This is a genomic window from Zoogloea dura, from assembly GCF_012927165.1.
In the GTDB taxonomy this organism is placed as follows: domain Bacteria; phylum Pseudomonadota; class Gammaproteobacteria; order Burkholderiales; family Rhodocyclaceae; genus Zoogloea; species Zoogloea dura.
The window spans coordinates 146,045-169,426 of the sequence record NZ_JABBGA010000002.1; the positions used below are offsets into that span (position 1 = coordinate 146,045).

Annotated in this window: 16 protein-coding genes and 2 tRNA genes; 12 read left to right on the top strand and 6 right to left on the bottom strand. The window is 66.1% G+C overall.

Going from position 1 to position 23,382, the window contains the following annotated elements; translation table 11 throughout:
* Positions 1-307 precede the first annotated feature (307 nt).
* Positions 308-3,364: an Rne/Rng family ribonuclease gene (locus tag HHL15_RS03575; protein ID WP_169144450.1), complete on the top strand. Its 3,057-nt coding sequence runs from the start codon at positions 308-310 to the stop codon at positions 3,362-3,364.
* Between the two features lie 90 nt (positions 3,365-3,454).
* On the opposite strand, the gene HHL15_RS03580 is transcribed toward HHL15_RS03575, so the two are convergent.
* Positions 3,455-3,946: a low molecular weight protein-tyrosine-phosphatase gene (locus HHL15_RS03580; RefSeq protein ID WP_169144451.1), complete on the bottom strand. Its 492-nt coding sequence runs from the start codon at positions 3,944-3,946 to the stop codon at positions 3,455-3,457.
* A gap of 81 nt (positions 3,947-4,027) precedes the next feature.
* Positions 4,028-6,106 (bottom strand): excinuclease ABC subunit UvrB, encoded by a 2,079-nt coding sequence (uvrB, locus tag HHL15_RS03585; protein ID WP_169144452.1) that lies wholly within the window; start codon positions 6,104-6,106, stop codon positions 4,028-4,030.
* Between the two features lie 118 nt (positions 6,107-6,224).
* Between uvrB and HHL15_RS03590 the strand changes: the two genes are divergently transcribed.
* From HHL15_RS03590 to HHL15_RS03600, 3 genes are all read left to right on the top strand, one after another.
* Entirely contained in the window at positions 6,225-7,433 is a 1,209-nt protein-coding gene (locus tag HHL15_RS03590; RefSeq protein WP_169144453.1) for an amino acid aminotransferase, read from the top strand.
* Positions 7,434-7,523: 90 nt separating this feature from the next.
* Positions 7,524-7,599: transfer RNA gene (locus HHL15_RS03595), tRNA-Asn, on the top strand.
* 54 nt (positions 7,600-7,653) lie between these two features.
* Positions 7,654-7,729 (top strand) — tRNA-Asn (locus HHL15_RS03600).
* 89 nt (positions 7,730-7,818) lie between these two features.
* Here HHL15_RS03600 and HHL15_RS03605 read toward each other — a convergent pair.
* Complete coding sequence (locus HHL15_RS03605) at positions 7,819-9,072, bottom strand: MFS transporter (protein ID WP_169144454.1); 1,254 nt, start codon at positions 9,070-9,072, stop codon at positions 7,819-7,821.
* A gap of 112 nt (positions 9,073-9,184) precedes the next feature.
* Here HHL15_RS03605 and HHL15_RS03610 point away from each other — a divergent pair, with 112 nt between their 5' ends.
* From HHL15_RS03610 to HHL15_RS03625, 4 genes are read left to right on the top strand one after another with little or no spacing between them, the layout of a single operon-like run.
* Positions 9,185-10,072: a LysR family transcriptional regulator gene (locus HHL15_RS03610; RefSeq protein ID WP_169144455.1), complete on the top strand. Its 888-nt coding sequence runs from the start codon at positions 9,185-9,187 to the stop codon at positions 10,070-10,072.
* 40 nt (positions 10,073-10,112) lie between these two features.
* Complete coding sequence (gene acuR, locus HHL15_RS03615; RefSeq protein WP_169144456.1) at positions 10,113-10,751, top strand: acrylate utilization transcriptional regulator AcuR; 639 nt, start codon at positions 10,113-10,115, stop codon at positions 10,749-10,751.
* 44 nt (positions 10,752-10,795) lie between these two features.
* The gene (gene acuI / locus HHL15_RS03620) at positions 10,796-11,779 is read left to right on the top strand and encodes an acrylyl-CoA reductase (NADPH) (protein WP_169144457.1); all 984 of its coding nucleotides are present in this window, start codon (positions 10,796-10,798) and stop codon (positions 11,777-11,779) included.
* Between the two features lie 55 nt (positions 11,780-11,834).
* Positions 11,835-12,413, top strand: coding sequence for a peroxidase-related enzyme (locus HHL15_RS03625; RefSeq protein WP_169144458.1), 579 nt, complete (start codon positions 11,835-11,837; stop codon positions 12,411-12,413).
* 25 nt (positions 12,414-12,438) lie between these two features.
* Here the strand turns inward: HHL15_RS03625 and HHL15_RS03630 are convergent, their stop codons facing one another.
* Positions 12,439-14,217, bottom strand: coding sequence for a pyrroloquinoline quinone-dependent dehydrogenase (locus HHL15_RS03630; RefSeq protein ID WP_169144459.1), 1,779 nt, complete (start codon positions 14,215-14,217; stop codon positions 12,439-12,441).
* Positions 14,218-14,291: 74 nt separating this feature from the next.
* A complete protein-coding gene (locus HHL15_RS03635) occupies positions 14,292-15,140 on the bottom strand; it encodes a substrate-binding periplasmic protein (protein WP_169144460.1) in 849 nt (282 codons plus the stop codon).
* A 450-nt stretch (positions 15,141-15,590) separates the two neighbouring features.
* On the opposite strand from HHL15_RS03635, the gene HHL15_RS03640 reads away from it, so the two are divergent.
* The gene (locus HHL15_RS03640) at positions 15,591-18,764 is read left to right on the top strand and encodes a response regulator (protein ID WP_169144461.1); all 3,174 of its coding nucleotides are present in this window, start codon (positions 15,591-15,593) and stop codon (positions 18,762-18,764) included.
* A 5-nt stretch (positions 18,765-18,769) separates the two neighbouring features.
* Here the strand turns inward: HHL15_RS03640 and HHL15_RS26875 are convergent, their stop codons facing one another.
* Positions 18,770-20,914, bottom strand: a complete 2,145-nt coding sequence (locus HHL15_RS26875) for a methyl-accepting chemotaxis protein (RefSeq protein ID WP_169144462.1) — start codon at positions 20,912-20,914, stop codon at positions 18,770-18,772.
* A gap of 212 nt (positions 20,915-21,126) precedes the next feature.
* Here HHL15_RS26875 and HHL15_RS03650 point away from each other — a divergent pair, with 212 nt between their 5' ends.
* From HHL15_RS03650 to xrtH, 3 genes are all read left to right on the top strand, one after another.
* Positions 21,127-21,741, top strand: coding sequence for a flavin reductase family protein (locus tag HHL15_RS03650; RefSeq protein WP_169144463.1), 615 nt, complete (start codon positions 21,127-21,129; stop codon positions 21,739-21,741).
* Positions 21,742-21,790: 49 nt separating this feature from the next.
* Positions 21,791-22,666 (top strand): alpha/beta fold hydrolase, encoded by an 876-nt coding sequence (locus tag HHL15_RS03655; RefSeq protein ID WP_169144464.1) that lies wholly within the window; start codon positions 21,791-21,793, stop codon positions 22,664-22,666.
* 185 nt (positions 22,667-22,851) lie between these two features.
* On the top strand, positions 22,852-23,379 hold the full coding sequence (gene xrtH / locus HHL15_RS03660; protein WP_169144465.1) for an exosortase H: 528 nt from the start codon (positions 22,852-22,854) through the stop codon (positions 23,377-23,379).
* Positions 23,380-23,382: the final 3 nt, after the last annotated feature.

The window sequence follows — 23,382 nt, forward strand, 5'->3', positions numbered from 1 at the left end:
CAGATTGACGGCCCTGAACACAGGGGCAGCCAGTGAGTCAAAGCAGCAAGCCCGAGGTCGCGAAAAGGCATGCGGCGGTTCGATACCCCGCTCCGGATCCGCGAGACCAGTCGTGTAGCAGCCTCACTTCCGCCCCGGCGTAGTACGCGGTTCAGGGTGACATGACGAAGCTCCGCCGCTCACCACCTAGTTTGATTTCCCCGATGAAGGATAGTCGCGACAACGCCAAACTAAGTCACCGCAACTAAGCGGCGGCGCGTTTCGTCCTGCCCCCGTCCTGCGCGCGCTGCGCGGGAGAAGAAGACGAATGAAGCGCATGCTCTTCAATGCAACGCAGGCCGAGGAACTCCGCGTTGCCATTGTCGACGGTCAGAAACTGATCGATCTCGACATTGAATCGGCCGCCAAGGAACAACGTAAGAGCAACATCTACAAGGCCGTCATCACGCGCATCGAGCCCAGTCTCGAAGCTGCTTTTGTCGACTATGGCGCGGAGCGCCACGGCTTCCTGCCGTTCAAGGAAATTTCCCGCGCCTACTTCCAGCCCGGCGTGGAAGCCAGTCGTGCTTCCATCAAGGAAGCCCTGAAGGAAGGCCAGGAACTGATCGTCCAGGTCGAGAAGGACGAACGCGGCAACAAGGGTGCCGCGCTCACCACCTTCGTCTCCCTGGCCGGCCGCTACCTGGTGCTGATGCCCAACAACCCGCGCGGCGGTGGCGTATCCCGCCGCGTCGAGGGTGACGAACGCGCCGAACTGCGCGACGTGATGGACCAGCTCGAAGTACCGGGCGGCATGAGCCTGATCGCCCGCACCGCCGCCATCGGCCGCAACGCCGAAGAGCTGCAATGGGACCTCAACTACCTCCTGCAACTGTGGCGTGCCATCGATGGCGCCGCCCAGGCCCAGGAAGGCGCTTTCCTGATCTACCAGGAAGGCAGCCTGGTCATCCGCGCCATCCGTGACTACTTCCAGCCGGACATCGGCGAGATCCTGATCGACACCGACGACGTGTACGAACAGGCGCGCCAGTTCATGGCTCACGTCATGCCCCAGAACGTGAACCGGGTGAAGCGCTACCACGACGACGTGCCGCTCTTCTCCCGCTTCCAGATCGAGCACCAGATCGAGTCGGCCTATTCCCGCCAGGTCAGCCTGCCTTCCGGCGGCGCCATCGTGATCGACCACACCGAGGCCCTGGTCTCCGTGGACGTGAACTCCGGCCGCGCCACCCGTGGCGCCGACATCGAGGAAACCGCCTTCAAGACCAACTGCGAAGCCGCCGATGAAGTGGCCCGTCAGCTGCGCCTGCGCGACCTCGGCGGTCTGATCGTCATCGACTTCATCGACATGGAGTCCCAGAAGAACCAGCGCGAGGTCGAGAACCGCCTGCGCGACGCCCTGCGCTACGACCGGGCCCGCGTTCAGACCGGCAAGATCAGCCGTTTCGGCCTGCTCGAACTGTCCCGCCAGCGACTGCGTCCGGCCCTCGCCGAGACCAGCTACATCCCCTGCCCGCGCTGTAACGGCACCGGCCACATCCGCAGCACCGAATCCTCGGCCCTGCACATCCTGCGCATCCTCGAAGAAGAGGCCATGAAGGACAACACCGGCGCCCTGCACTGCCAGGTCCCGGTCGACGTGGCCACCTTCCTGCTCAACGAGAAGCGCGACGACATCGCCAAGATCGAGATCCGCCACAAGGTCGGCCTGGTGCTGATCCCCAACCGGCACCTCGAAACCCCGCAGCACGAAATCGTCCGCCTGCGTCACGACCAGCTGAACCAGGAAGACTCCAGCGTCCCGAGCTACCGCATGGCCACCAAGCCCGCGGACGAGAACTACACCCCGCCGTCGGCCAACACCGACAAGCCTGCGCGCCAGGAAGCCGCCGTCAAGGGCATCACGCCCGACCAGCCGGCCCCGGTGGTCGAAGCCAAGGCCGCCCCTGCGCCGGCCCCCGTGCCGGAAAGCCAGCCCGGCCTGCTGGCCCGCATCTTCGCGTTCTTCCGCGGTGAGAAGCAGCCCGAACCCGCACCGGTGGTGGCACAACCCGAAACCCCGCGGCGCGAATCCCGCCCCCGCAACGAGCGTGGTCGTCGTGAAGGCGGCCGTGACGGCCGTGGCCGTGGCCCGCGTGAAGAGCGTGGCGAGCGCACCGGCGAGCGCAGTGAAAGCCGGGAAGCCCGTGACGGCAACCGTGACAATGCCCGTAACAACAGCACCGAGGCTCCGGTCGAGGCCCGCGAGAAGCCCCAGCGCCAGCGTGGCGAGCGCACCGAACGCGGCGAGCGTGAAAGCCGCAATGGCGAACGTGCCGAACGCGGCGAGCGCAGCGGTGGCGAGCGCACCGAACGTGCAGAGCGTGGTGAACGCAACCGCAACCGCAACGGCGCCGCTCCGAAGGCCGCCGACGCCGAAGGCGTCGTGGCCAGCGCAGAGCAACTGACCGCCGCCGCCGCAGTGGCCGTGGCCGCCCCTGATGCGATCGCAGAGAGCAACGCCGCTGAAGGCGAAGCCAGCACCGAGCGCAGCCGCCGCAGCCGCCGCGGCCGTCGCGGTGGTCGCCGCAACGACGAGGCCGGCACCGCCGAAGGCGCCGCCCAGGGTGAGCTGGCCATCGGCGAACAGGCCGAGGTTCAGGCCAACTCGCAGGAGCAGGCTCCGGCAGCCGAGACCGCAGTGGCTGCAGCCGTTGCCACGCAGGTAGAGGCCCCCGCCCCCGCGGCCCTCAGTGAAGCGCTTGCCACCACCGTAACGGAAGCCGCTCCGGCTGTCGAAGCCGTCCCGGCCATCGCACCGGCAGCCACACAGGAAGCGGTCGCCAACACCGCCCCCGCAGGCGACCTGATCGAGAAGGCCATGGAGGCCATCAGCCATGCGTCCGTCGAGACGCCGGCGCCGGCGATCGCTACGGCCATCGAAATCGCTCCGGCCGAGCCTGCCGCCGTGGAAGTGGCACAGGCAGAAGCCGCCCCGGTCGAGACGGCCCCGGTGCTGGAGGCCGCAGCAGTCGCGGTCGCTCCCGTCGAAGTGGTCGTGACCGCTGAAATCCCGGCGACCGAGCCGGTGGTCGAGGCCGCCGTCGCGCAGGTGGAGGCCAGCGTCGCCACCGTCAGCGAAGCCACCGCAGTGGTTGTCGAGGTCGCCCCCGTGGTGGCTCCCGCGCCTGTTGCGCCGAGCGCCCCGATCGACCTGTCGGCTGGCCTCGAAGCCAGCGGCCTGGTGCTGATCGAGACCCGTCGCAGCACGCCCCAGGACGTCATCGCCGCAGCGGCTCCGGCGCAACCCCTGGGCCGCCGCCGCCGCAGCGCTCCGTTGATTGCCGACGAACCGCTGGTCCAGGTGGAAACCGACCAGAAGTAAGGCAGGCGTGCACCAAGCAAAAAGGCCAACCCCACGGGGTTGGCCTTTTTGTTGAGCGCCTGACGGGCAAGCCCCGCACGGTGGGCTCGGTCAGCTCACCGACCTGCGTCGCCGATTGACCTCTGGCAGGATGTCCTCGATCAGCCCCTGCACAGCATCCTCGCAGAGGTCGAGCACGGCATCGAAGCCCTTCGCGCCGCCGTAATACGGATCCGGCACGTCATCCCGGCGTGATTCCCGGGCATAGCTCATGAACATCCGGACCTTGTGACGGCAGCCCTCCGGCGCCCGATCCCGCAGATACTCGAAGTGCTCCCGGTCCATGGCCAGCAGCAGATCGAATTCTGCGTAATCCTTGGGCTGAACCTTGCGGGCCCGCAAGCGGGAAAGGTCATAGCCCCGCCGCAGGGCAGCCGCCTGACTGCGCGGATCGGGTGCCTCACCGGTGTGATAACCCTGAATCCCGGCCGAATCCACACCCACGGCTTCTTCGAGCCCGGACATCGCCAGCCACCGGCGCGCCACGCCCTCTGCCGTCGGTGACCGACAGATATTGCCGGTGCACACAAACAGTATTCTCATTGTAGGTGTCCCTCCTCCCGACAATTTAAACAGCCGGCGGGCGGAACGTACAAGTGCAAGTACCAATTTATGCAGGGTCTCTCAGCCTTTGGCGTCGGGTGAAGCGGATGCATCGTGCCCCTCAGCCCCGAAGGCCTGCTGCCGCAGGCGGAACAGACGGTCCCGTGCCGCCGCCGCCTTTTCGAATTCCAGGTTGCGCGCGTGGTCCAGCATGTCCTTCTCGAGCTGACGGATCGTCCTGGCCAGTGCCTTTTCATCCATCGCACCGTATTCGGCGCGAGGTTCTGCGGCATTGACGGCGGCATCCCCTGAACCTGCATCATAAACACCGTCGATGATGTCCTTTATGCGCTTTGTCACGGACCTCGGTGTAATACCGTTCGCCTCGTTGAAGGCGATCTGCCGCGCCCGGCGCCGCTCCGTCTCGCCCATGGCGGCCTTCATCGAATCGGTGATCCGGTCCGCGTAGAGGATCGCCGTGCCATTCAGGTGCCGCGCCGCCCGCCCGATGGTCTGGATCAGCGAACGCTCGGAGCGCAGGAAGCCCTCCTTGTCGGCATCCAGGATGGCCACCAGCGAGACCTCGGGTATATCCAGCCCCTCCCGCAGCAGGTTGATCCCCACCAGCACATCGAACTCGCCCAGGCGCAGGTCACGGATGATCTCCACCCGTTCGACGGTATCGATGTCCGAGTGCAGGTAGCGCACCCGGATCCCGTTCTCGGCCAGGTATTCGGTCAGGTCTTCGGCCAGGCGCTTGGTCAGCACGGTGACCAGGATCCGCTCCTGGACGGCCAGGCGCAGCTTGATCTCTCCCAGCAGGTCATCCACCTGGGTGGTCGCCGGACGTACGATGATGATCGGGTCCACCAGCCCGGTGGGGCGCACCACCTGCTCCACCACCTGCCCCTGGTGCTCCTTCTCGTAGGCTGCCGGCGTGGCCGACACAAACACGGTCTGGGGCAGCAGGCGCTCGAACTCCTCGAACTTCAGCGGCCGGTTGTCCATCGCCGAGGGCAGGCGGAAGCCATACTCGACAAGATTCTCCTTGCGCGCCCGGTCGCCCTTGTACATCGCTCCGACCTGGCCGATGGACACATGCGACTCATCGATGAACATCAGGCCGTCCTTCGGCAGGTAGTCGATGAGGGTCGGCGGCGCATCGCCTGCCTTGCGTCCGGACATGTGCCGCGAGTAGTTCTCGATGCCCTTGCAGAAGCCCAGCTCGTTGAGCATCTCAAGGTCAAAACGGGTGCGCTGCTCGATGCGCTGGGCCTCCACCAGCTTGCCGCCCTTCTGGAAGACCTCTATGCGCTCCCGCAGCTCATCCTTGATCGCCTCCACCGCACGTAGCACAGTGGCCCGCGGCGTCACATAATGGCTGGACGGATAAACGGTGAAGCGGGCGATCTTCTGCTTGAGGTGGCCGGTGAGCGGATCGAACAGGGTCAGGTGCTCGATCTCGTCGTCGAACATCTCGACCCGCAGGGCGTGCTCGGCACTTTCCGCCGGGTAGATGTCGATCACGTCGCCACGCACCCGGAAGGTGCCGCGTTTGAAATCCACGTCGGCGCGGCTGTACTGCATGGCCACCAGGCGCTGCACCAGTTCCCGGTGCACCACCCGCTCACCCTCGCGCAGGTGCAGCACCATGCTGTGGTAGTCCCCCGGATCACCGATACCGTAGATGCACGACACCGACGCCACGATCACCACGTCGCGCCGCTCCATCAGGCTCTTGGTGGCCGACAGGCGCATCTGCTCGATGTGCTCGTTGATCGCCGAGTCCTTCTCGATGAACAGGTCGCGGGACGGCACATAGGCTTCCGGCTGGTAGTAGTCGTAGTAACTGACGAAGTACTCCACCGCGTTCTCGGGAAAGAACTCACGGAACTCAGAATACAGCTGCGCCGCGAGGGTCTTGTTGTGGGCCAGCACCAGAGCCGGACGGCCACACCGGGCAATGACATTGGCCATGGTGTAGGTCTTGCCCGAGCCCGTCACCCCGAGCAGGGTCTGGAACATCAGGCCGTCGCCGATGCCCTCCACCAGTTGCCGGATGGCCTCGGGCTGATCCCCCCCGGGAGGAAAGGGTTGATGGAGCCGGAACGGGCTCCCCTCGAAAACCACCACTCGTCCGCTATCGGATTGATCGGCCATGATAAAATTTCAGATTCAAGTCAGTGGGTAGCGCCCGGCAGGATGCCGGACAATGCCCCATTATCGCCCAGCGGCCAGCACACAGTGCCCCGCACACTTCGCACCATTTGGAGAACCCATGAGCTCGTCGATCTTTGCTGCGGTGGAAATGGCCCCCCGCGATCCGATTCTTGGCCTGAACGAAGCCTTCAATGCGGATACCCGCAGCACCAAGGTCAACCTCGGCGTTGGCGTCTACTTTGACGATAACGGCAAGATCCCCCTGCTCGGCGCCGTCAAGACCGCCGAAAAGGCCCGCCTTGAAGCCGCTCCGCCCCGTGGCTACCAGCCCATCGAAGGCCCGGTCGCCTACGCCAACGCCGTGCAGAACCTGCTCTTCGGTGCCGACAGCGCCATCATCCGCGACGGCCGCGTCGTCACCGCCCAGGCCCTCGGCGGCACCGGCGCGCTGCGCATCGGCGGCGACCTGATCAAGCGCGTGGTGCCGGGCGCCACCGTGTACATCTCCGACCCCTCCTGGGAAAACCACCGCGCCCTCTTCGAGGCGGCCGGCTTCCCGGTGGACACCTACCCGTACTACAACCCGGAAACCCGCGGCGCCAACGCCGAGGCGATGATCGCCAAGCTGAACACCCTGCCCGCCGGCTCGGTGATCGTGCTGCACGCCTGTTGCCACAACCCCACCGGCGCCGACCTCACTGAAGCCCAATGGGCCGACGTGGTCAAGGCCTGTGCCAACCGTGGCCTGATCCCCTTCCTCGACATGGCCTACCAGGGCTTCGCCGATGGCATCGAGCCAGACGCCGTCGCGGTGAATCTGTTCTCCGCCTCCGGCCTGTCCTTCTTCGTGTCCAGCTCCTTCTCCAAGAGCTTCTCGCTGTACGGCGAGCGCGTCGGCGCCCTGTCCATCGTCACCCAGAGCAAGGACGAGTCCGCCCGTGTGCTGTCCCAGCTCAAGCGCGTGATCCGCACCAACTACTCCAACCCGCCGATCCACGGCGGCGCCATCGTGGCCGCAGTGCTGTCCACCCCGGCGCTGCGCCAGGAATGGGAAACCGAACTGGCCGGCATGCGCGACCGCATCCGTGCCATGCGTACCGGCCTGGTCGAGCAGCTGGCCGCCCGCAAGGTGGACCAGGACTTCTCCTTCGTCATCAAGCAACGCGGCATGTTCTCCTACACCGGCCTCAGCGCCGCCCAGGTGGAACGCATGAAGGACGAGTTCGGCATCTACGCCGTCGGTACCGGCCGGATCTGTCTGGCTGCGCTCAACAGCAAGAACCTCGACTACGTCGCCGACGCCATCGCCGCCGTGATCAAGGCCTGAGTCTTACCCGCTCCCGGCCCCGCCGGGAGCAAGAAGGCGCACAAAAGGGTTGACGAACTCCCGTTCGAATCCTAAAATGCGCGCCTCTGTTCCTCGATAGCTCAGTCGGTAGAGCGCCGGACTGTTAATCCGTAGGTCCCTGGTTCGAGCCCAGGTCGAGGAGCCAGAACAATTTGCGGTAATTTGCATCATCAATGATGCAGGTAACCAACCCGTCAGATCCTCGATAGCTCAGTCGGTAGAGCGCCGGACTGTTAATCCGTAGGTCCCTGGTTCGAGCCCAGGTCGAGGAGCCAAGACAAGCAAGCAGAAAAGCCAATCCGCGAGGGTTGGCTTTTTTGTTGTCTGGTCGATTGCTGGTACGTGGTTTTGATGGGCAGGGCCATCATCGCCCACCGGGGACCGTCCGGATCCGCCCCCCACCCCGTTCAACGCCCCCGGCTGGCCTCGACGCCAGCCCGGCCGACAGGATCAGCCCCAATACGGAGCAAGCGCCTGTCGCCACCCAGGTCAGGTGCCAGCCTCCGACATCCGCCGCAAGCATCGCAACCGCCGGGGGGCCGAAGAACTGCCCCGTCGAGGAGCACTGCTGCATCCAGCCCACCGTCGTGGACACCGTTCGTTCACTGGGTGCCGCGTGCACCACCTCCGCAAATAGCGAGCCGGGAATCAGCCCGCCGATGGCGGAATACAGCACGACGGCAAGGTAGCGCAAGACGGACAGATCGGCCGTCAGCGGATGGAATGCCAGGAAGGCCGATGCAGTCATGCTCAGGTAGCCGACATACAGCAAGTGCCGGGCGGAGACACCCCGATGCAGCAGACGCCCGGCGGCAACGCTGCCGCAGACATTCACGAAACAGGCGAAGGCGGTCAGCGCACCGGCGGCCGGCTTGCTGAACCCGGCCTGCTCGCAGACCAGGGGCAGAAAGCCGATGACCGCAAGCCACTGGCTGGTGTACAGGGCGAAGGCGATGGCTACGCGCCAGGGCTCCTTGCTGCTCAGGGTCAGCCTCAGGCGCTGCCACCAAGGGTCGGGCGCCGACGGGGCGGAGGAAGCCGCCATGGAGGCCCGCCGCCGCGCGTCCGACGGAATCGCGATCGACACCCAGGTCGCCATCCCGGCAGAGAGTGCCGCCAGCAACACCCACAGCCCCCGCCAGCCGATCAGCGCCATGATCGACGGCGCTCCCAGCAGGGCCAACGCGGCCCCCGTCGCCATGTAGGCCCCCCACAGCCCCAGATACGGGGTGAGCTGCCCGAGGGGAACCAATTGGCGGATCAGCCCGGGCGCGGACAGCACGGTGAGCAGAAAGCCCAGGCCTTCGAACGCCCGGAGCAGCAGCAGCGTCTCCGGTTGCTGGACCCACATGCTGCCCAGGCCGGCAATGGCGAGTATCAGCTGCCCGGCAATCACGCTGCGCCGCAGGCCGATCCCGTCGGTGGCGGTACCGATCAGCACGCCGACACTCATTCCGGCGAACTGCACGGTGGCAAGCAGGAAGCCGGCTTCGACCAGATTCACGCCCAACGCCTCGCGCAGGACCGGGATGGCCACCGGCATCTTGCCGATGTGCATGGCGGCGACAACGCCGGACAGGATGACCAGCAAGGCGGGTTCGATACGGTTCGCTGGCATGGTTCTCCTGAGGCGGCGTGGTTAGCAGGCTTGTGGAGACGATGATAATTGTTGATCCAGAACGGATAAATATCCGCTAGATTGCATGACTGCTTACTCCAGAAAAGCAATCATGGACCGACTCCACGCCATGCGGCTGTTCACCCGGATCGTCGAACTCGGCAGCTTCAGCCGCGCTGCCGAGCAGTTCAACCTCACCCGGGCCACCGCCACACAGATCGTCAAGCGCACCGAAGCCCAGCTCGGCGTCCGCCTGCTGTTGCGCACGACCCGGCAGGTGACCCCCACCGTCGACGGCGACGCCTACTACCAGCGCTGCATCACCATCCTGAACTACGTCGATGAGGTCGACGCCGAGTTCACCCAGGCGGCCCGGCAGCCGGAAGGCCGCATCCGCGTCGACCTGTCCGCGGCCATGTGCCGGCTGGTGCTGATACCGGCACTGCCCGCCTTTTTCGAGCGCCATCCGCTGATCCAGCTGGAGGTCAGCGTCAGCGACCGGCCGATCGACCTGATCCGGGAAGGCGTCGATTGCGTGCTGCGCAGCGGAAAGGTCGGCGACGTCGACCTCATAGCGCGGCAACTGGGCCTGCTGCCCCAGGTGACCTGCGCCAGTGCCGGCTATCTGGCGTGCCACGGGCAGCCCGGAACGCTGGAAGATCTGGCCGGCCACCATGCGGTCAACTACCTTTCGGCATCGAGTGGCAAGTCGATCCCCTTCGAATTCAGCGTCAATGGAGAGCTCCTCACGCGCCACCTGCCATCGAGCCTGGCGCTCAACAGCGGCGCGGCCTCCGTCGATGCCTGCGCGGCCGGCCTCGGCCTGATCCAGATACCGGCCTTTCTTGTGGCGCGGCAACTGGCGAGCGGTGAGTTCATCGAGGTGCTTCCCGGGCATCGTCCGCCACCGCTGATGTTCAGCGTGCTTTACCCGCCGAACCGCCACCTCTCGAACCGGGTCCGGGTATTCATCGACTGGCTGGCGGAGCTCTTCGCCTGACCGGCTTGCACTTTCAAAGACGATCAGTCTAATATGACCCATGGAAGTGAATCAACAGCCCCCCCGGCGGCGCGGCAGGCCGCCCAGACAGCGTGAAGACCTCGCGGACACCCGCGAGCTGCTGCTGCGCGCGGGCCTGGAAGTGCTCACCGAGAAGGGTTTCTCGGCCACCGGCATCGACGAGATTCTCGGCCGCGTCGGGGTGCCGAAGGGGTCCTTCTATCACTACTTCAGCAGCAAGGAGACCTTCGGGCTCGAACTGATCGAGCGCTACGGAGTGTTCTTTGCCCGCAAGCTGGACCGCCACCTCGGCAACCAGGCGCTCTCGCCCCTGGACAGGCTGCATGCCTTCGTGGTCGATGCGAAGGACGGCATGGCGCGCTATGAATTCCGTCGTGGCTGCCTGATCGGCAACCTCGGCCAGGAGATGGGGGCCCTTCCCGAGAGTTTTCGGGGGCGCCTCAAGGACACCTTCGAAGACTGGCAGGCCCGCTTTGCCGCCTGCCTGAACGAAGCCAGGGATGCCGGCGAGCTGGCCGCAGAAGTCGACACCCGGCAGCTCGCAGCCTTTTTCTGGATCGGCTGGGAAGGTGCCGTGCTGAGGGCCAAGCTCGAACAGAGCGCGGCGCCGCTGGAAGTGTTTGCCAGGTCTTTCTTTGCCGGCCTGCCAAAACGCTGATTTTTTTGAAGTCAAACTAGACGATCGGTCTAAATGGAGGCGACATGTTCAAGGGAATCCTGATCGAGAAAGACGAGTCCGGTTACCGCGCCAGCGTGAAGGCGCTCGACGAGGCGCAATTGCCCGAGGGCAACGTCACCGTCCGGGTGAGCCACTCCACGCTCAACTACAAGGATGGTCTGGCCATCACCGGCAAGGCGCCCGTGGTGCGGAAGTTTCCGATGGTCCCGGGGATCGACCTGGTCGGTGTGGTCGAGACCAGCAGCCATCCGGACTACCAGGCCGGTGATGCCGTGGTGCTCAACGGCTGGGGCGTGGGCGAAGGGCACTGGGGTGGCCTCGCCCAGAAGGCGCGTCTGAACGGCGACTGGCTGGTGCCCCTGCCGGCCGCATTCACACCGCAGCAGGCCATGGCCATCGGCACGGCGGGCTATACCGCCATGCTGTGCGTGCTGGCACTGGAGCGGCATGGCGTCCGGCCGGAAGACGGCGAGATCCTCGTCACCGGCGCGGCGGGCGGCGTGGGCAGCGTCGCCGTGGCGATACTGGCCAAGCTCGGCTACACGGTGGTCGCCGCCACCGGCCGGCCCCAGGATGCCGACTACCTGAAGGCCCTCGGTGCCGCCGAAATCGTGGAGCGTGCCCAGTTCTCCTCCCCCGGCAAGCCGCTTGGCCGGGAGCGCTGGGCCGGCGCCGTCGACGTGGTCGGCAGCCATGTGCTCACCAACGTCTGCGCCACCATGAAATACCGCGGCGTGGTGACGGCCTGCGGCCTGGCCGCAGGCATGGATTTTCCAGCCACGGTGGCGCCCTTCATCCTGCGCGGAGTCACCCTCGCGGGTATCGACAGCGTGATGTGTCCGCGCGCCGACCGCCTGGTGGCCTGGCAGCGCCTGGCCCGCGATCTGGACGTGGCCCGGCTCGGCACGATCAGCCAGGAGGTCGGGCTGGCCGACGCCATCCCGCTCGCCGAGCGCCTCCTGAAGGGCGAAGTGCGTGGCCGCGTGGTGGTGGACGTCAATCGCTAGCGCCGTGCCGGCAACACCAAAAAGAAGACCGTTTCACCATTCAAAGGAGAACAGCATGACCCAAGCACAGCAGGCGGCCGTAAGCCGTTTCCCGGTTCCCTCACTCGAAGACATGCCCGAGGACATCCGGGCACGCATCCTCGCCGTCCAGGAGAAGTCCGGCTTCATCCCCAACGTGTTCCTGACCCTGGCCCATCGTCCGGACGAATTCCGGGCCTTCTTCGCCTACCACGACGCCCTGATGGACAAGCCTGGCAACCTCACCAAGGCCGAGCGCGAGATGATCGTGGTGGCAACCAGCAACGTGAACCAGTGCCAGTACTGCGTGGTCGCGCACGGAGCGATCCTGCGCATCCGCGCCAAGAACCCGCTGATCGCGGATCAGGTCGCGACCAACTACCGCAAGGCCGACATCACCGAGCGCCAGAAGGCCATGCTGGATTTCGCGATGAAGGTCTCGCAGAGCGCCCACCTCGTGGGTGAGGCCGACTTCGAAGCCCTCAAGGCGCATGGCTTCACCGACGACGACATCTGGGACATCGCTGGCATCTCGGCCTTCTTCGGCATGTCCAACCGTCTCGCCAACGTCACGAGCATGCGGCCCAACGCCGAGTTCTACGCCCTCGGCCGTTGAGGCGCCCGGCCGGCATCTCAACGGCTCACTTCCCGAGGGTGTAGACCTGGAAGGTGTCGCCGGCCTTGTAGCCGAAGATCTGGTTGCCGCCTGCAGCCACCGCCACGTACTGCACGCCGTCGATCTGCCAGGTGACGGGCGGCGCATTGACCCCCGCCTCCAGGCGGTCGCTCCACAGCGTCTGTCCGGTGGCGGCATCGTAGGCATTGAAGCTGCCGTTGCCCTCGCCCATGAAGACCAGCTGGCCTGCCGTGGCCAGCACACCGCCCACCAGGGGCTGTGCCGTCTGGCGCTGCCATTTCATCCGGCCCGACGCCAGGTCGATGGCCGACAGCACACCCCAGCGCGGCACATCCATCAGCGGCTCCAGCGTGGTGTACTCCACCGCCGGCCTGTCCGGCGTGGCGGGGATGGCCCGCTTGGTGTACTTCACCGGCCAGTGGATCGCCGGCACGTAGGCGATCAAGCGCTGCGCGTCCACCGACGTGGGCGACCAGTTGATGCCGCCCAGCACGCCCGGCAGGATCACCTGCCCTTCCGGAGTGGGATTGGTGAAGGTGTTCTGGTGCACGACGAACTCGTCCGACTTGAGCAGCAACTCGCCGTTGAGGCGATTGTGTATGTAATACCAGCCGATCTTGGCCGCCTGGCCAACGGCCGGGACCCGCTGGCCCTTGTACGGGTAATCGAACAGCACGGCCGGGCTGGCCACGTCGTAGCCCCACTGGTCATGCGGTACCTGCTGGTAATGCCAACGGATCTTGCCAGTCTCCACCTCCAGGCAGACCAGCGACACGGTGTACAGGTTGTCGCCGGGCCGCGAGCTGCCGTCCATCTGGGGCGACGGGTTGCCGGTACCGAAGTAGAGGAGCCCGTTCTCACTGTCGATGGCCGGCGTGGACCAGGCCGAACCGCCGCCGTAGCGCGCCGCATCGGGATACTTGGGCAGATCGGCGCGCTCCTTGTCGATGTCCCGGTGAAGTGGCACGCCATCGGGCGTCGCCTGCCGGAACTCGCCCTCCCAGCGGGTCGGGGCGATGGTGTCGAACTGCCAGATGCGCTTGCCGGTATTCACGTCGAACGCGGCCAGGAAGCCGGGGCGGCCGTAGTTGCCGGCAAAGCCCACCACCGCCCCCAGCGGCGCGCCGTCCCGGTCGGAGTCGAGGTGCAGGCCGTAGCCCACTCCCGTCACGCCGATCAGCACCTTGCCCCGATGGACCACCGGCGCCATGGCGATCCCTACGCCCGATTGCCCCGCGATGGTGGCCTTGCGCAGCGGGTCCGACTCGGTGAGGGTCGCCACCGACTCGCTGCGCGCGCTGTCGCCATCCGCCACCTCCACATCCCACAACACCTTGCCCGACTTTGCATCTAGCGCCACGAGGCGCGCATCCACGGTGCCGATGAAGACCCTGCCGTCGGCCACCGCCACGCCGCGGTTCGCCGGCCCGCAGCACAGCGGGTAATCCTTCTTGCGCGGGTGCGTGTAGCGCCACAAGGACTTGCCGGTCACGGCGTCCAGCGCCACCACGTCGTTGAACGGCAGCGACAGGAACACCGTGCGCCCCACCATGATCGGTGTCGCCTGGAAAGTGGCCTTGACGCCGCTCTGGTAGGCCCACGCCCGGGTCAGCCTGCCGACGTTGGACGTATTGATCTGGTCGAGCGTGGCATAGCGCTGGTTGCTGTGGTCGCGGCCATACGTCGGCCAGTCGATGTCGGCGGCAGAGGCTGGCGCAGGCGCCAGGGCCGGGGTGAGCACGAAGGCGGTGAGGACGTGGAGCAAACGTTTGTAGATGGGCATTTTTGGTCCTGGCTTGGAAACGGCAGGTTTGCGGCAGCTTTGACCCGGCTGCGGCAAACCTGCCGGGGTAAGGATCAGTTGTTGCGCAGTACCACGCCGTGCCGCCTGAAGATGGCTGCCACCGTGCCCTCCTGCTGCAACTCGGCCAGGGCGCCGCTGAGGGCGGAGGCCAGGTCGCCGGCATCCGCCTTGACGGCCATGCCCACGGCCCAACGCTTGGGCGTCAGTTCGCCGAGCCTGGCCTCCTCCACCGCAAAGCGGGTCTCGCCGGCCAGCGCCCCCTCGAGCTCGCCGAGTGGTGCCATGACCGCCGCAACGCTGTCTTCCTTCAAGGCCTGGGTGGCGCCGGCCACCGAGCGGAAGTGGCTGATGTTGGCGCGCAGCCGGCCCTGCAGCACGCCCCCCAGGAAGGCGTCAGCCAGCGTGTCGCCTTCAACGCCGATCTTCTCGCGGGTGAAGACCTCCAGCGCCACCGCCGCCGAACCCGTGGGGGCCGGAATGCGGCTGGCCACCCGCGCCATGCCCATCACCTCCTGCTGGTAGGTGCCAAAGATGCGCGCCTGCTCGTTGGCTTCGGCAAACACCGGGTCCACCGGCACGCGCATCATCACGTCGGCCGGCTCACCGCGCAGGTAATGGCCCTTCCAGACCATGTTGCGCAGGTCGTCGCCCATGTCCTCGCCCGCCAGGAAGCCGATGATCTCGACCTTCAGCCCGAGCTTGGCGGCGAGCGCCTCGCCCAGCTCCACGTCGATGCCCTTGCCCGCGTCGGAATAGGGCGGGAAGTTGTTATAGACGGCCACCTTCAGCCGGCCGCGCTTGCGGATGGAGTCCAACTGTTCGTCGGCCTGCGCCGGCAGATGGCTGCCGAGCAGCAGGGCGGCAAGCGCGAACAGGAAGGGGCGGCGGCGGGAACGATTCATGCGCGGTCTCCGGAATGTCTGACAGGGTTGGGGTCTTGTTTTTCCGGATTCTAGGCGCCGGCTCTCATAACGGAAGCGGCCACTGGCCGTCTCGGGCAGATTCGACCGCAGCACCGGGCAAATTGCCCGCCCCTGCGGTGCTGCGGCACCGATCCGACATGTCGGCAGCCGGCTGCCCACAGGAAGCAAGCCGTCGGTCCCGACGATGAAACCCATCGATCTCCCCAGCAAAGGAGTCAGCCGCCTTTTGCCAGCTGCGCAACGGGCGGTACACATCGCTTCGGTCCGGCGGGCCGCCATGGAACATGGCACGGGACTGCCAGCCAATCATGGCGGGCATCTTGGCAAGGCACAGCGTCGCGGAGCACACTTGCGTCACAGCAGCTCATGTGTAAAAAAACGCAATATTCCATCACCTGATGGCATGACTGCCGCACAGGAAGTCCGCTGATGGCACTCCAATCCGCTCTCGCGCTCAGCCCCCGCCATTGGCCTCTGCGGATGAAGCTGGCACTGTGCGCCATGCTGACCGTCGCTCTCGGTGTGGGCCTGCTGTCAGCCTACGTGGTCAACGGGTTACGCCAGGACTTCGAACACGTGGTGGCAGCAGAGCAGGCCACCACGGCTGACTTCGTCGCACGGACCATTGATCGCGAGCTGAACCTGCGCACGGATCTCCTGCAGAGCATCAGCCCGCGGGTCAGCCAGCTGCTCCGCGGCGACCCTCGCCAGTTGCAGGCCTATCTTGCCGACAGGCTGTTGACGCAAAAGATCTTCAGTCGAGACATCTATGTGCTGTCAAAAACGGGGGTCCGGATCGCCGAGGCCCCGGTGCGCGGCACGATCGGCACCCGCTACCTGGACTCGACCTACTTCCAGGAGGTCATGGCCACCGGCAAAGCGGTGGTCAAGCCGTTGCTGGGCCGCTTCTCGCACCAGCCCGCGCTCGTGGTGGCGGTTCCGCTGTACGCGGCAGACGGCTCCATCGCTGGCGTCCTCTGCGGCTCGGAATTGATCTCCAGCGGCAGCCCCTTCCATTTCGCAGGCATCGCACGCAACGGAGAATCGGGCGGATTCCACATCCTGTCGCTCAAGGAACGGCTCTTCGTCACCAGCACCGACGCCACGCGCATCCTCTCGCCGTTTCCGGCGCCGGGGATCAACCCGCTTTTCGACAAGCGGCTGCAGGGCTATCTGGGCCCCGGCGTGATCGTCAATTCGCGGGGCCAGGAGAATCTCAGCGTTGCCGCCCGGACCAGCGCCACCGACTGGCTCGTCGTCGCCTACCTGCCCACCGCCGAAGCCTTCCTGCCCATCCGCGGTGTGGGCACCCGCATCTATTCCGGCGCGCTGCTGGTTGCGCTGCTGGCCGGCCTATCGTTCTGGTTGCTGGTACGCCGGGAGCTGCAACCGCTGGAAGCAGCCGCCCGCCAGCTCGGGGAGTCGGGATCCAGCAAGGACACGGAAGCGCCACTCTCCGTCCGTGGAAGCATCGAGATCCGCCAGCTGCTGAGCAACTTCAACGGCATGCAGCAACGCCTGCAGGAACAGAATGCCCTCATCCGGCACGAGCAGGCGCAGCTGGAAGCCACTGTCGAGCAGTGCCGGGAGATCGAAGCCGCCCTGCTCGACCGCGATTTCAAGCTGAGCGCCATCATCAACCACTCGCCTGCGGCCCTGTCGCTCAAACACACCGACGGCCGCTATGCCCTGGCCAATCCCAATCTGCAGCGCATCCACCACCTCGACGAAGCCGAGATCATCGGCAAGACCGATTTCGACCTGTACCCCGAAGACAGCGCCCGCCAGTTCCGGACCAACGATGCCCTGGTGCTTGGCAGCATGACCCGCCATTCCATCGAAGAGCGCCTGCTGGTGGACGGCGAGCCACGCATTTTCATGGCCCACATGTTCCCGGTGGTCGATGCCAGCGGCGAGGCCCGCTTCATCTGCCGCATCGCCCTCGACATCACCGCCCGCAAGCAGGCCGAGGCCGCCTTGCTGCAGCTCAACCAGGAGCTGGAAAGCAAGGTTGAAGCGCGCTCCCGGAAGATCGCCGATCTGCACAGTCTGCTCAATGAAGTGCTCGAAGCCCTGCCCTTCGGTGTCGTGGTGTATGACGAAAACCGGAAGCTCGTCCTGCGCAACCACCTGTTTGCCGAGATGCTGGATTACCCGCCGGAGTTGTTCCAACAGGCAGACCTGGGCTTCTCCGACCTTGTCCGCATCAATGCCGAGCGGGGTGACTACCCCGGCCAGACCTTCCAGGAAGCCTTGTCCGGCTTCATCCACATGATGGAGGGCCGGCAGACCCACGCCTTCGAACGCTGCCAGTCCAACGGCACCCACCTGGAAATAAAGGGCCAGCCCATCTCTGCCGGATGGACCCTGCTGACCTATACCGACATCACGGCGCACAAGCTTGCCGAACACGCAATCGAGGAAGCCAAGGCCGCCGCCGAGGCCACCAGCCGGGCAAAGAGCGCCTTCCTGGCCAACATGAGCCATGAGATCCGCACACCGATGAACGGCATTCTCGGCATGACCCACCTGCTGCGCCGCCATGACGACCTGACCCCGCGGCAGGCCGGCCTGCTCGACAAGATCATGGTCTCGGCCAAGCACCTGCTGGGCATCGTCAACGACATCCTCGACCTGTCGAAGATCGAGGCCGACAAGCTGACCCTCGAGGACACCGACTTCGTGCTGGCCGAGGTGGTGCAGAGCAGCCTTGCGGTGATCGGCGAGAGCATCGCCGCCAAAGGCCTGGAAGTCCGCATCGATCTGACCGGGGTGCCGTCGTCCTTGCGCGGTGATCCGACCCGGCTGTCCCAGGTCTTCGTCAATTACCTGGCAAATGCCGTCAAATTCACCGAGCACGGCAGGATATCGCTGAGCGGCAGCGTGCTCGACGAACAAGCGGACCGGTATCTGCTGCGCTTCGCCGTCAGTGACACCGGCATCGGCATGACCGAGGCGCAGCGGATGCGGCTGTTTGAAGCCTTCGAGCAGGCCGACAGTTCCACGACCCGGAAATACGGCGGAACCGGGCTGGGCCTGGCGATTGCCCGCCGGATTGTCGGCCTGATGGGCGGCACGGTCGGCGTGGAGAGCGTGCCGGGCCGCGGCAGCTGCTTCTGGATGACGGCCTGGCTGGGCAAGGGGCAGCACGAGATCGCTGAAGACACCATCGGTTGGCCCGCCGAGGATGCCGAAACGCGGCTGCAGCAGCGGCATGGCGGCAAGCGCATCCTGCTTGCCGAGGACGAGCCGATCAACCAGGAGGTGGCGCTGATGTTCCTGCGGGATGCGGGGCTCGCACCCGATCTGGCCCGCAACGGTCGCGAGGCCGTCCGCCTGGCGCAGGAGAACGCTTACGCCCTGATCCTGATGGACGTGCAGATGCCGGAGATGGATGGCCTGGAGGCCACCGCAACCATCAGGAGATTGCCCGCTTATGCCGCCGTGCCCATCCTGTCGATGACCGCCAATGCCTTTGTTGAAGACCGGAACAAGTGCCTGGCGGCGGGCATGGATGACTTCATCGCCAAGCCCGTCGATCCCGATGCGCTGTTCGCGACGATCCTGGGCTGGCTGGAAAAGCCGGCAGCCCCCCGCAGCTGACGGACTCAGCGGGCCGCCGCGACCCCGCGGTGCAGCCCCCGGCCCACCTGCCTGAGCGCCGATGCCGGCTGTGGCGCCTCACCAAAGGCAGCAGGCAGCTTGAACACGGCCACGGACTCGACCAAGCCACGGGCCTGGGCCTCCAGGCTCTCTGCGGCGGCTGCGGCCTCCTCCACCAGGGCGGCGTTCTGCTGGGTGACCTGGTCCATCCTGGCCATCGCGACACTGACCTGGCTGATGCCAAGACTCTGTTCCTGGCTCGCGCTGCTGATCTCGGTCACCAGGCCCGCCACCTGGCGGAAGGCATCCACCACCTGCTCCATCGCGGTGCCCGCCTCGTTGGCGAGCCCGGCCCCGCCCGCCACCTTCTGCCCCGAGATCACGATCAGCTCCTTGATCTCGCGGGCCGCCAGCGCACTGCGCTGGGCCAGCTGCCGCACCTCGTTGGCCACCACCGCAAAACCCCGGCCCTGCTCCCCGGCGCGCGCTGCCTCCACCGCGGCATTCAGCGCCAGGATGTTGGTCTGGAAGGCAATGCCATCGATCACCCCGATGATGTCGGAAATCTGGCGCGAACTGTCCTGGATGTCCGCCATGGTGTCCACGACACGCTTGACCGCCTGGCCTCCCTGATTGACCACGGCAAAGGAGTGGTCGGCAAGGGTGTTGGCCCGCTGGGCGTTGTCGGCGTTCTGCCTCACCGTGGCGTTCAGCTCCTCCATGGAGCTGGCGGTTTCCTCCAGGCTGCTGGCCTGCTCCTCGGTCCGGCGGGACAGGTCGGCGTTGCCCGAAGCGATCTCCCGGGCGGCCATGTCGATCGATCGGGCCGTCCCCTGCAGGCTCGCCACCAGTTCCTGCAATCGGCTCACCGTTGCGTTGGCGTCGTTCTTGAGCTGTGCAAAGGTGCCCTCGAAACTGCCGTCGATCCGCTGGGTCAGATCACCCCGGGCGAGCGCCTCGAGGATGCGGGTGACGCCGGCCAGGCCGGTATCGCTGGACTCCATCAGCCGGTTCAGGCCCAGCACCATGCCCCGGAAGGCGTGCTGGAAGGCGTCCGCATCGCCGCGGGCAGTGAAGTTGCCAGCGGCGGCCTCGTCCACCAGGGTCTGGATCTGGGCATTGATGGCGTGCAGGCTGGCCTTCACGTCGTCGATCGCCCGGGTGACCTGCTCCTGCTGGCCCGGCAGCCTGTCCATGTCCACCGACAGATCACCCACGGCATAGCGCCGGACCACCTCCACCACCTTCACGTTAGTCGCAATATGAGCCTGCACCAGCGTATTGATTGAACGCGCCATGTCGCCGTACACGCCAGGAAAGCGGCCGGCATCGATCTGCTGGTCCACCATCCCGAGGCCGTGCTGGCGCGCGTTCTCGGCCTGGGCATCAACGAAGCCCCGGAAGGTATCCACCATGCGCTGCATCGACTGCAGCAGCAGCCCGGTCTCGTCCCGCGCGGAGATGTCGATCTGTCCCGGCAGATTGCCTGCCGCCACCGCCTGGCTGATGACCACCGCCTGGGCGAGCGGGCGGCTGACGCTGCGGCGGATCAGCCACGCCGCCACGGCCCCGGCCAGCACCATGACCACCGAGAACGCCCCGACAAGCTGCAGGGCACGGAGCACCGCGGCATCGAAGGCCGCGTGGGCCGCCCGCGTCTCCTCCTGCTGCAGCTTCAGCAGCCTGGCAAAGGCGGCGCCGATGGGCTTGTCGGCCCCTGCGATGGCCTTGTCGATCTCGGTCACCGTGGCACCGTTGGCCCGCAGCTCCACCACCCGGCCCACCGCGGCCCGGTACTTCTTCCCGCTGGCCCCGATCTCCCCAAGCGCGTCTTCGGCCTCCAGGGGGAGCACCGCACCGGCGCGATACTCCCCGGCGATGCGGTCGATCTCGTCCATGCTCGCGGCGAACTTTCCGGGGTAATCCCCACCGCGCAGCACGCTGTTCTTGAAATAGTGGATGGCGTTACCGAGCGCCACCTGCCCACGGTAGGCAAGGCGCTCCCTGGCGACCATCTGTTCGTCGTACAGGCTGAACTGCTGCCGGAGGCCCGTCAGGTTGTAGAAGGCGGTCACGGCAACAATCATCCCCAGCAGCAGGACAAATCCGAACCCCAGCGTGAGGCGCTTGCCGATCGTCAAGTTGTTCAAGTTTCACTCCCTCGATCAAGCCCGCACAGCCTGGGCCTCCACCCGGAGCCCAGGCTGTGCGGGCCGTTGTCAGACAGGCGTTCACGGCAGCAAGGCGGGTCCTCTTGACCTCTGCACATCGACAGCCTTTCAGGAAAGCATCTTTTTGTTGAATTTAAATTAATTTTCAACGTAATATCAATTTACGCACCACACCAACGCCGGGAGAGCCCATGAACTTCGACCCCAAGAACCTGCCCCCCATGGAGTACTACCAGCTGATGATCGGCGCCATCATCCCGCGCCCCATCGCCTGGATCAGCACCCTCAGCAGCGACGGCATCACCAATCTCGCGCCCTACTCCTTCTTCACCGTTGCAAGCGTGGTCCCGCCCGTGCTGGCCGTCACCCACGTCAATCCCCGCGACCAGCGCAAGGAAAAGGACACCCTGCGCAACCTGCGGGAAACCGGCGAATGCGTGGTCAATATCGTCGACCAGGCCCACGCCGAGATCATGAACGCCACCTGCGCCAACTACCCAGCCGAGGTGAGCGAGTTCGATGCGCTGGGGGTCGGCCAGGTGCCGAGCCACCGGGTCAGGCCGCCGTCGGTGGCGGGCGTCCCGGCGCGCTTCGAGTGCACCCTGCGCGACATTCTGTCGATCGGCGGCGGCCCCCAGGGCGGCCACCTCATGCTGCTCGACGTGATCCACATCGACATCCGCGACGACACCCTCGAAAACGGCCTGCTGCTGCCGGAAAGGGTCAACGCCGTCGGCAAGCTCGGGGCCGATGACTACAGCACCATCCACGAACGCTTTGCCTACGCCCGGCCCGTCATCAAGTAAGCCCGGCTCCCGATCCACCGCCCCTCACACATCGAACGGACTCCCCACCATGACGACCACCGTGACCACCGAGCCGCTGAGCGAAGCGCAGACGAGCCGCTTCGTCCGCATCCAGGAAGGCGACCTGAACCTGCAACTGCATTACAACGATGCCGGCGAGGGCCGCGAAACCGTGGTCATGCTCCACGGCTCCGGCCCCGGCGCCAGCGGCTGGGCCAACTTCAACCGCAACGTGGAACCCCTGGTGGCCGCCGGCTACCGGGTGATCCTGATGGACTGCCCGGGCTGGAGCAAGAGCGACCCCATCGTCTGCACCGGGTCCCGCTCGGAGCTCAATGCCCGCGCACTCAAGGGCCTGATCGACGCGCTGGCACTCGAACGGGTGCACATCATCGGCAACTCCATGGGCGGCCACAGCGCCGTGGCCTTCGCCCTGGCCTACCCGGAACGTGTCGGCAAGCTGATCCTGATGGGCGGCGGCACCGGCGGCCCGAGCCAGTTCGTGCCGATGCCCACCGAGGGCATCAAGCTGCTCGACGGGCTGTATCGCGAACCCACCATCGAGAACCTCAAGAAGATGATGGCGGTCTTCGTGTTCGACCCGAGCAGCCTGACCGAGGCGCTTTTCCAGGCACGCCTGGAAAACATGCTGGCCCGCCGCGACCACCTGGAGAACTTCGTCAAGAGCCAGCAGGCCAACCCGCGGCAGTTCCCCGACCAGAGCCCGCGCCTGGGCGAGATCACCGCCCCGGCCCTGGTCATCTGGGGGCGCGACGACCGCTTCGTACCGCTGGATGGCAGCCTGCGCCTGATCTGGGGCATGCCCAACGCCGAACTGCACGTATTCAACCGCTGCGGCCACTGGGCCCAATGGGAGCACGCCGACAAGTTCAACCGCATGGTGCTGGACTTCCTCGCCCACTGAGCGCAGCGCCCGCCCTGAAGGCCAGCAGGCGGGCGGCGTCCAGGCCGGGAGGCGCGGGTCGCCCCACCTTCGGCATGCTTGCGCATCCCCCGGGGGTCGGGCAGACTCGGCTGCCGCAGCTGCCATCGAGTCCCTGAAACACGGCGGCGGCGCTCCACACCTTCAGCCCCACCCGCGCCTGCCCGATGATCCGCTTCTTCCTCGTATTCCTGCTCCTGCTCCCCACCCTCCTGGTGCTGGAGCTGACCGGCCCCGTCCAGCAATGGCTGGTGGTGCCCTGGACGTCGCTGCTGACCCGCATCTCGGCCTTCCTGCTGGGGGTTTTCGACCCGGGCGTGCTGTCCTACGGCAAGGTCCTCATGGATGCGAAGACCGGCATCGGCGTCTCAGTGGAAGCCGGCTGCAACGGCATCGAGGCCTGCCTGATCCTGATTGCCGCCATGGCGGCCTACCCGGCGAGCTGGAAGATGAAGCTGTTCGGCCTCCTGGCCGGCAGCCTGGCCGTGCAGGCGGTGAATGTGCTGCGGGTCGTCTCCCTGTTCTACCTGGCCCGCTGGAACAAGGAATTCTTCGAGTTTGCCCACCTCTACCTGTGGCAGGCCCTCATCATGATCGACGTGCTGGTCGTCTGGCTGGTGTGGATCCGCCTGGTGGCCAGGCAGGCATCCGATGATGGCACGCCCCCGTCGGGCAGCCTGCCGGCGGGAGCCTGACGC

What these genes read in the sequence shown, in the direction of transcription:
- HHL15_RS03610 (WP_169144455.1), top strand. Translation starts at nt 9,185, where the DNA reads ATGGACCGACTCCACGCCATGCGGCTGTTCACCCGGATCGTCGAACTC.
- HHL15_RS03635 (WP_169144460.1), bottom strand. Translation starts at nt 15,140, where the DNA reads ATGAATCGTTCCCGCCGCCGCCCCTTCCTGTTCGCGCTTGCCGCCCTG.
- HHL15_RS03640 (WP_169144461.1), top strand. Translation starts at nt 15,591, where the DNA reads ATGGCACTCCAATCCGCTCTCGCGCTCAGCCCCCGCCATTGGCCTCTG.
- uvrB (WP_169144452.1), bottom strand. Translation starts at nt 6,106, where the DNA reads ATGGCCGATCAATCCGATAGCGGACGAGTGGTGGTTTTCGAGGGGAGC.
- HHL15_RS03650 (WP_169144463.1), top strand. Translation starts at nt 21,127, where the DNA reads ATGAACTTCGACCCCAAGAACCTGCCCCCCATGGAGTACTACCAGCTG.
- HHL15_RS03590 (WP_169144453.1), top strand. Translation starts at nt 6,225, where the DNA reads ATGAGCTCGTCGATCTTTGCTGCGGTGGAAATGGCCCCCCGCGATCCG.
- HHL15_RS03605 (WP_169144454.1), bottom strand. Translation starts at nt 9,072, where the DNA reads ATGCCAGCGAACCGTATCGAACCCGCCTTGCTGGTCATCCTGTCCGGC.
- xrtH (WP_169144465.1), top strand. Translation starts at nt 22,852, where the DNA reads ATGATCCGCTTCTTCCTCGTATTCCTGCTCCTGCTCCCCACCCTCCTG.
- acuI (WP_169144457.1), top strand. Translation starts at nt 10,796, where the DNA reads ATGTTCAAGGGAATCCTGATCGAGAAAGACGAGTCCGGTTACCGCGCC.
- HHL15_RS03655 (WP_169144464.1), top strand. Translation starts at nt 21,791, where the DNA reads ATGACGACCACCGTGACCACCGAGCCGCTGAGCGAAGCGCAGACGAGC.
- HHL15_RS03580 (WP_169144451.1), bottom strand. Translation starts at nt 3,946, where the DNA reads ATGAGAATACTGTTTGTGTGCACCGGCAATATCTGTCGGTCACCGACG.
- HHL15_RS03630 (WP_169144459.1), bottom strand. Translation starts at nt 14,217, where the DNA reads ATGCCCATCTACAAACGTTTGCTCCACGTCCTCACCGCCTTCGTGCTC.
- HHL15_RS03625 (WP_169144458.1), top strand. Translation starts at nt 11,835, where the DNA reads ATGACCCAAGCACAGCAGGCGGCCGTAAGCCGTTTCCCGGTTCCCTCA.
- HHL15_RS03575 (WP_169144450.1), top strand. Translation starts at nt 308, where the DNA reads ATGAAGCGCATGCTCTTCAATGCAACGCAGGCCGAGGAACTCCGCGTT.
- acuR (WP_169144456.1), top strand. Translation starts at nt 10,113, where the DNA reads ATGGAAGTGAATCAACAGCCCCCCCGGCGGCGCGGCAGGCCGCCCAGA.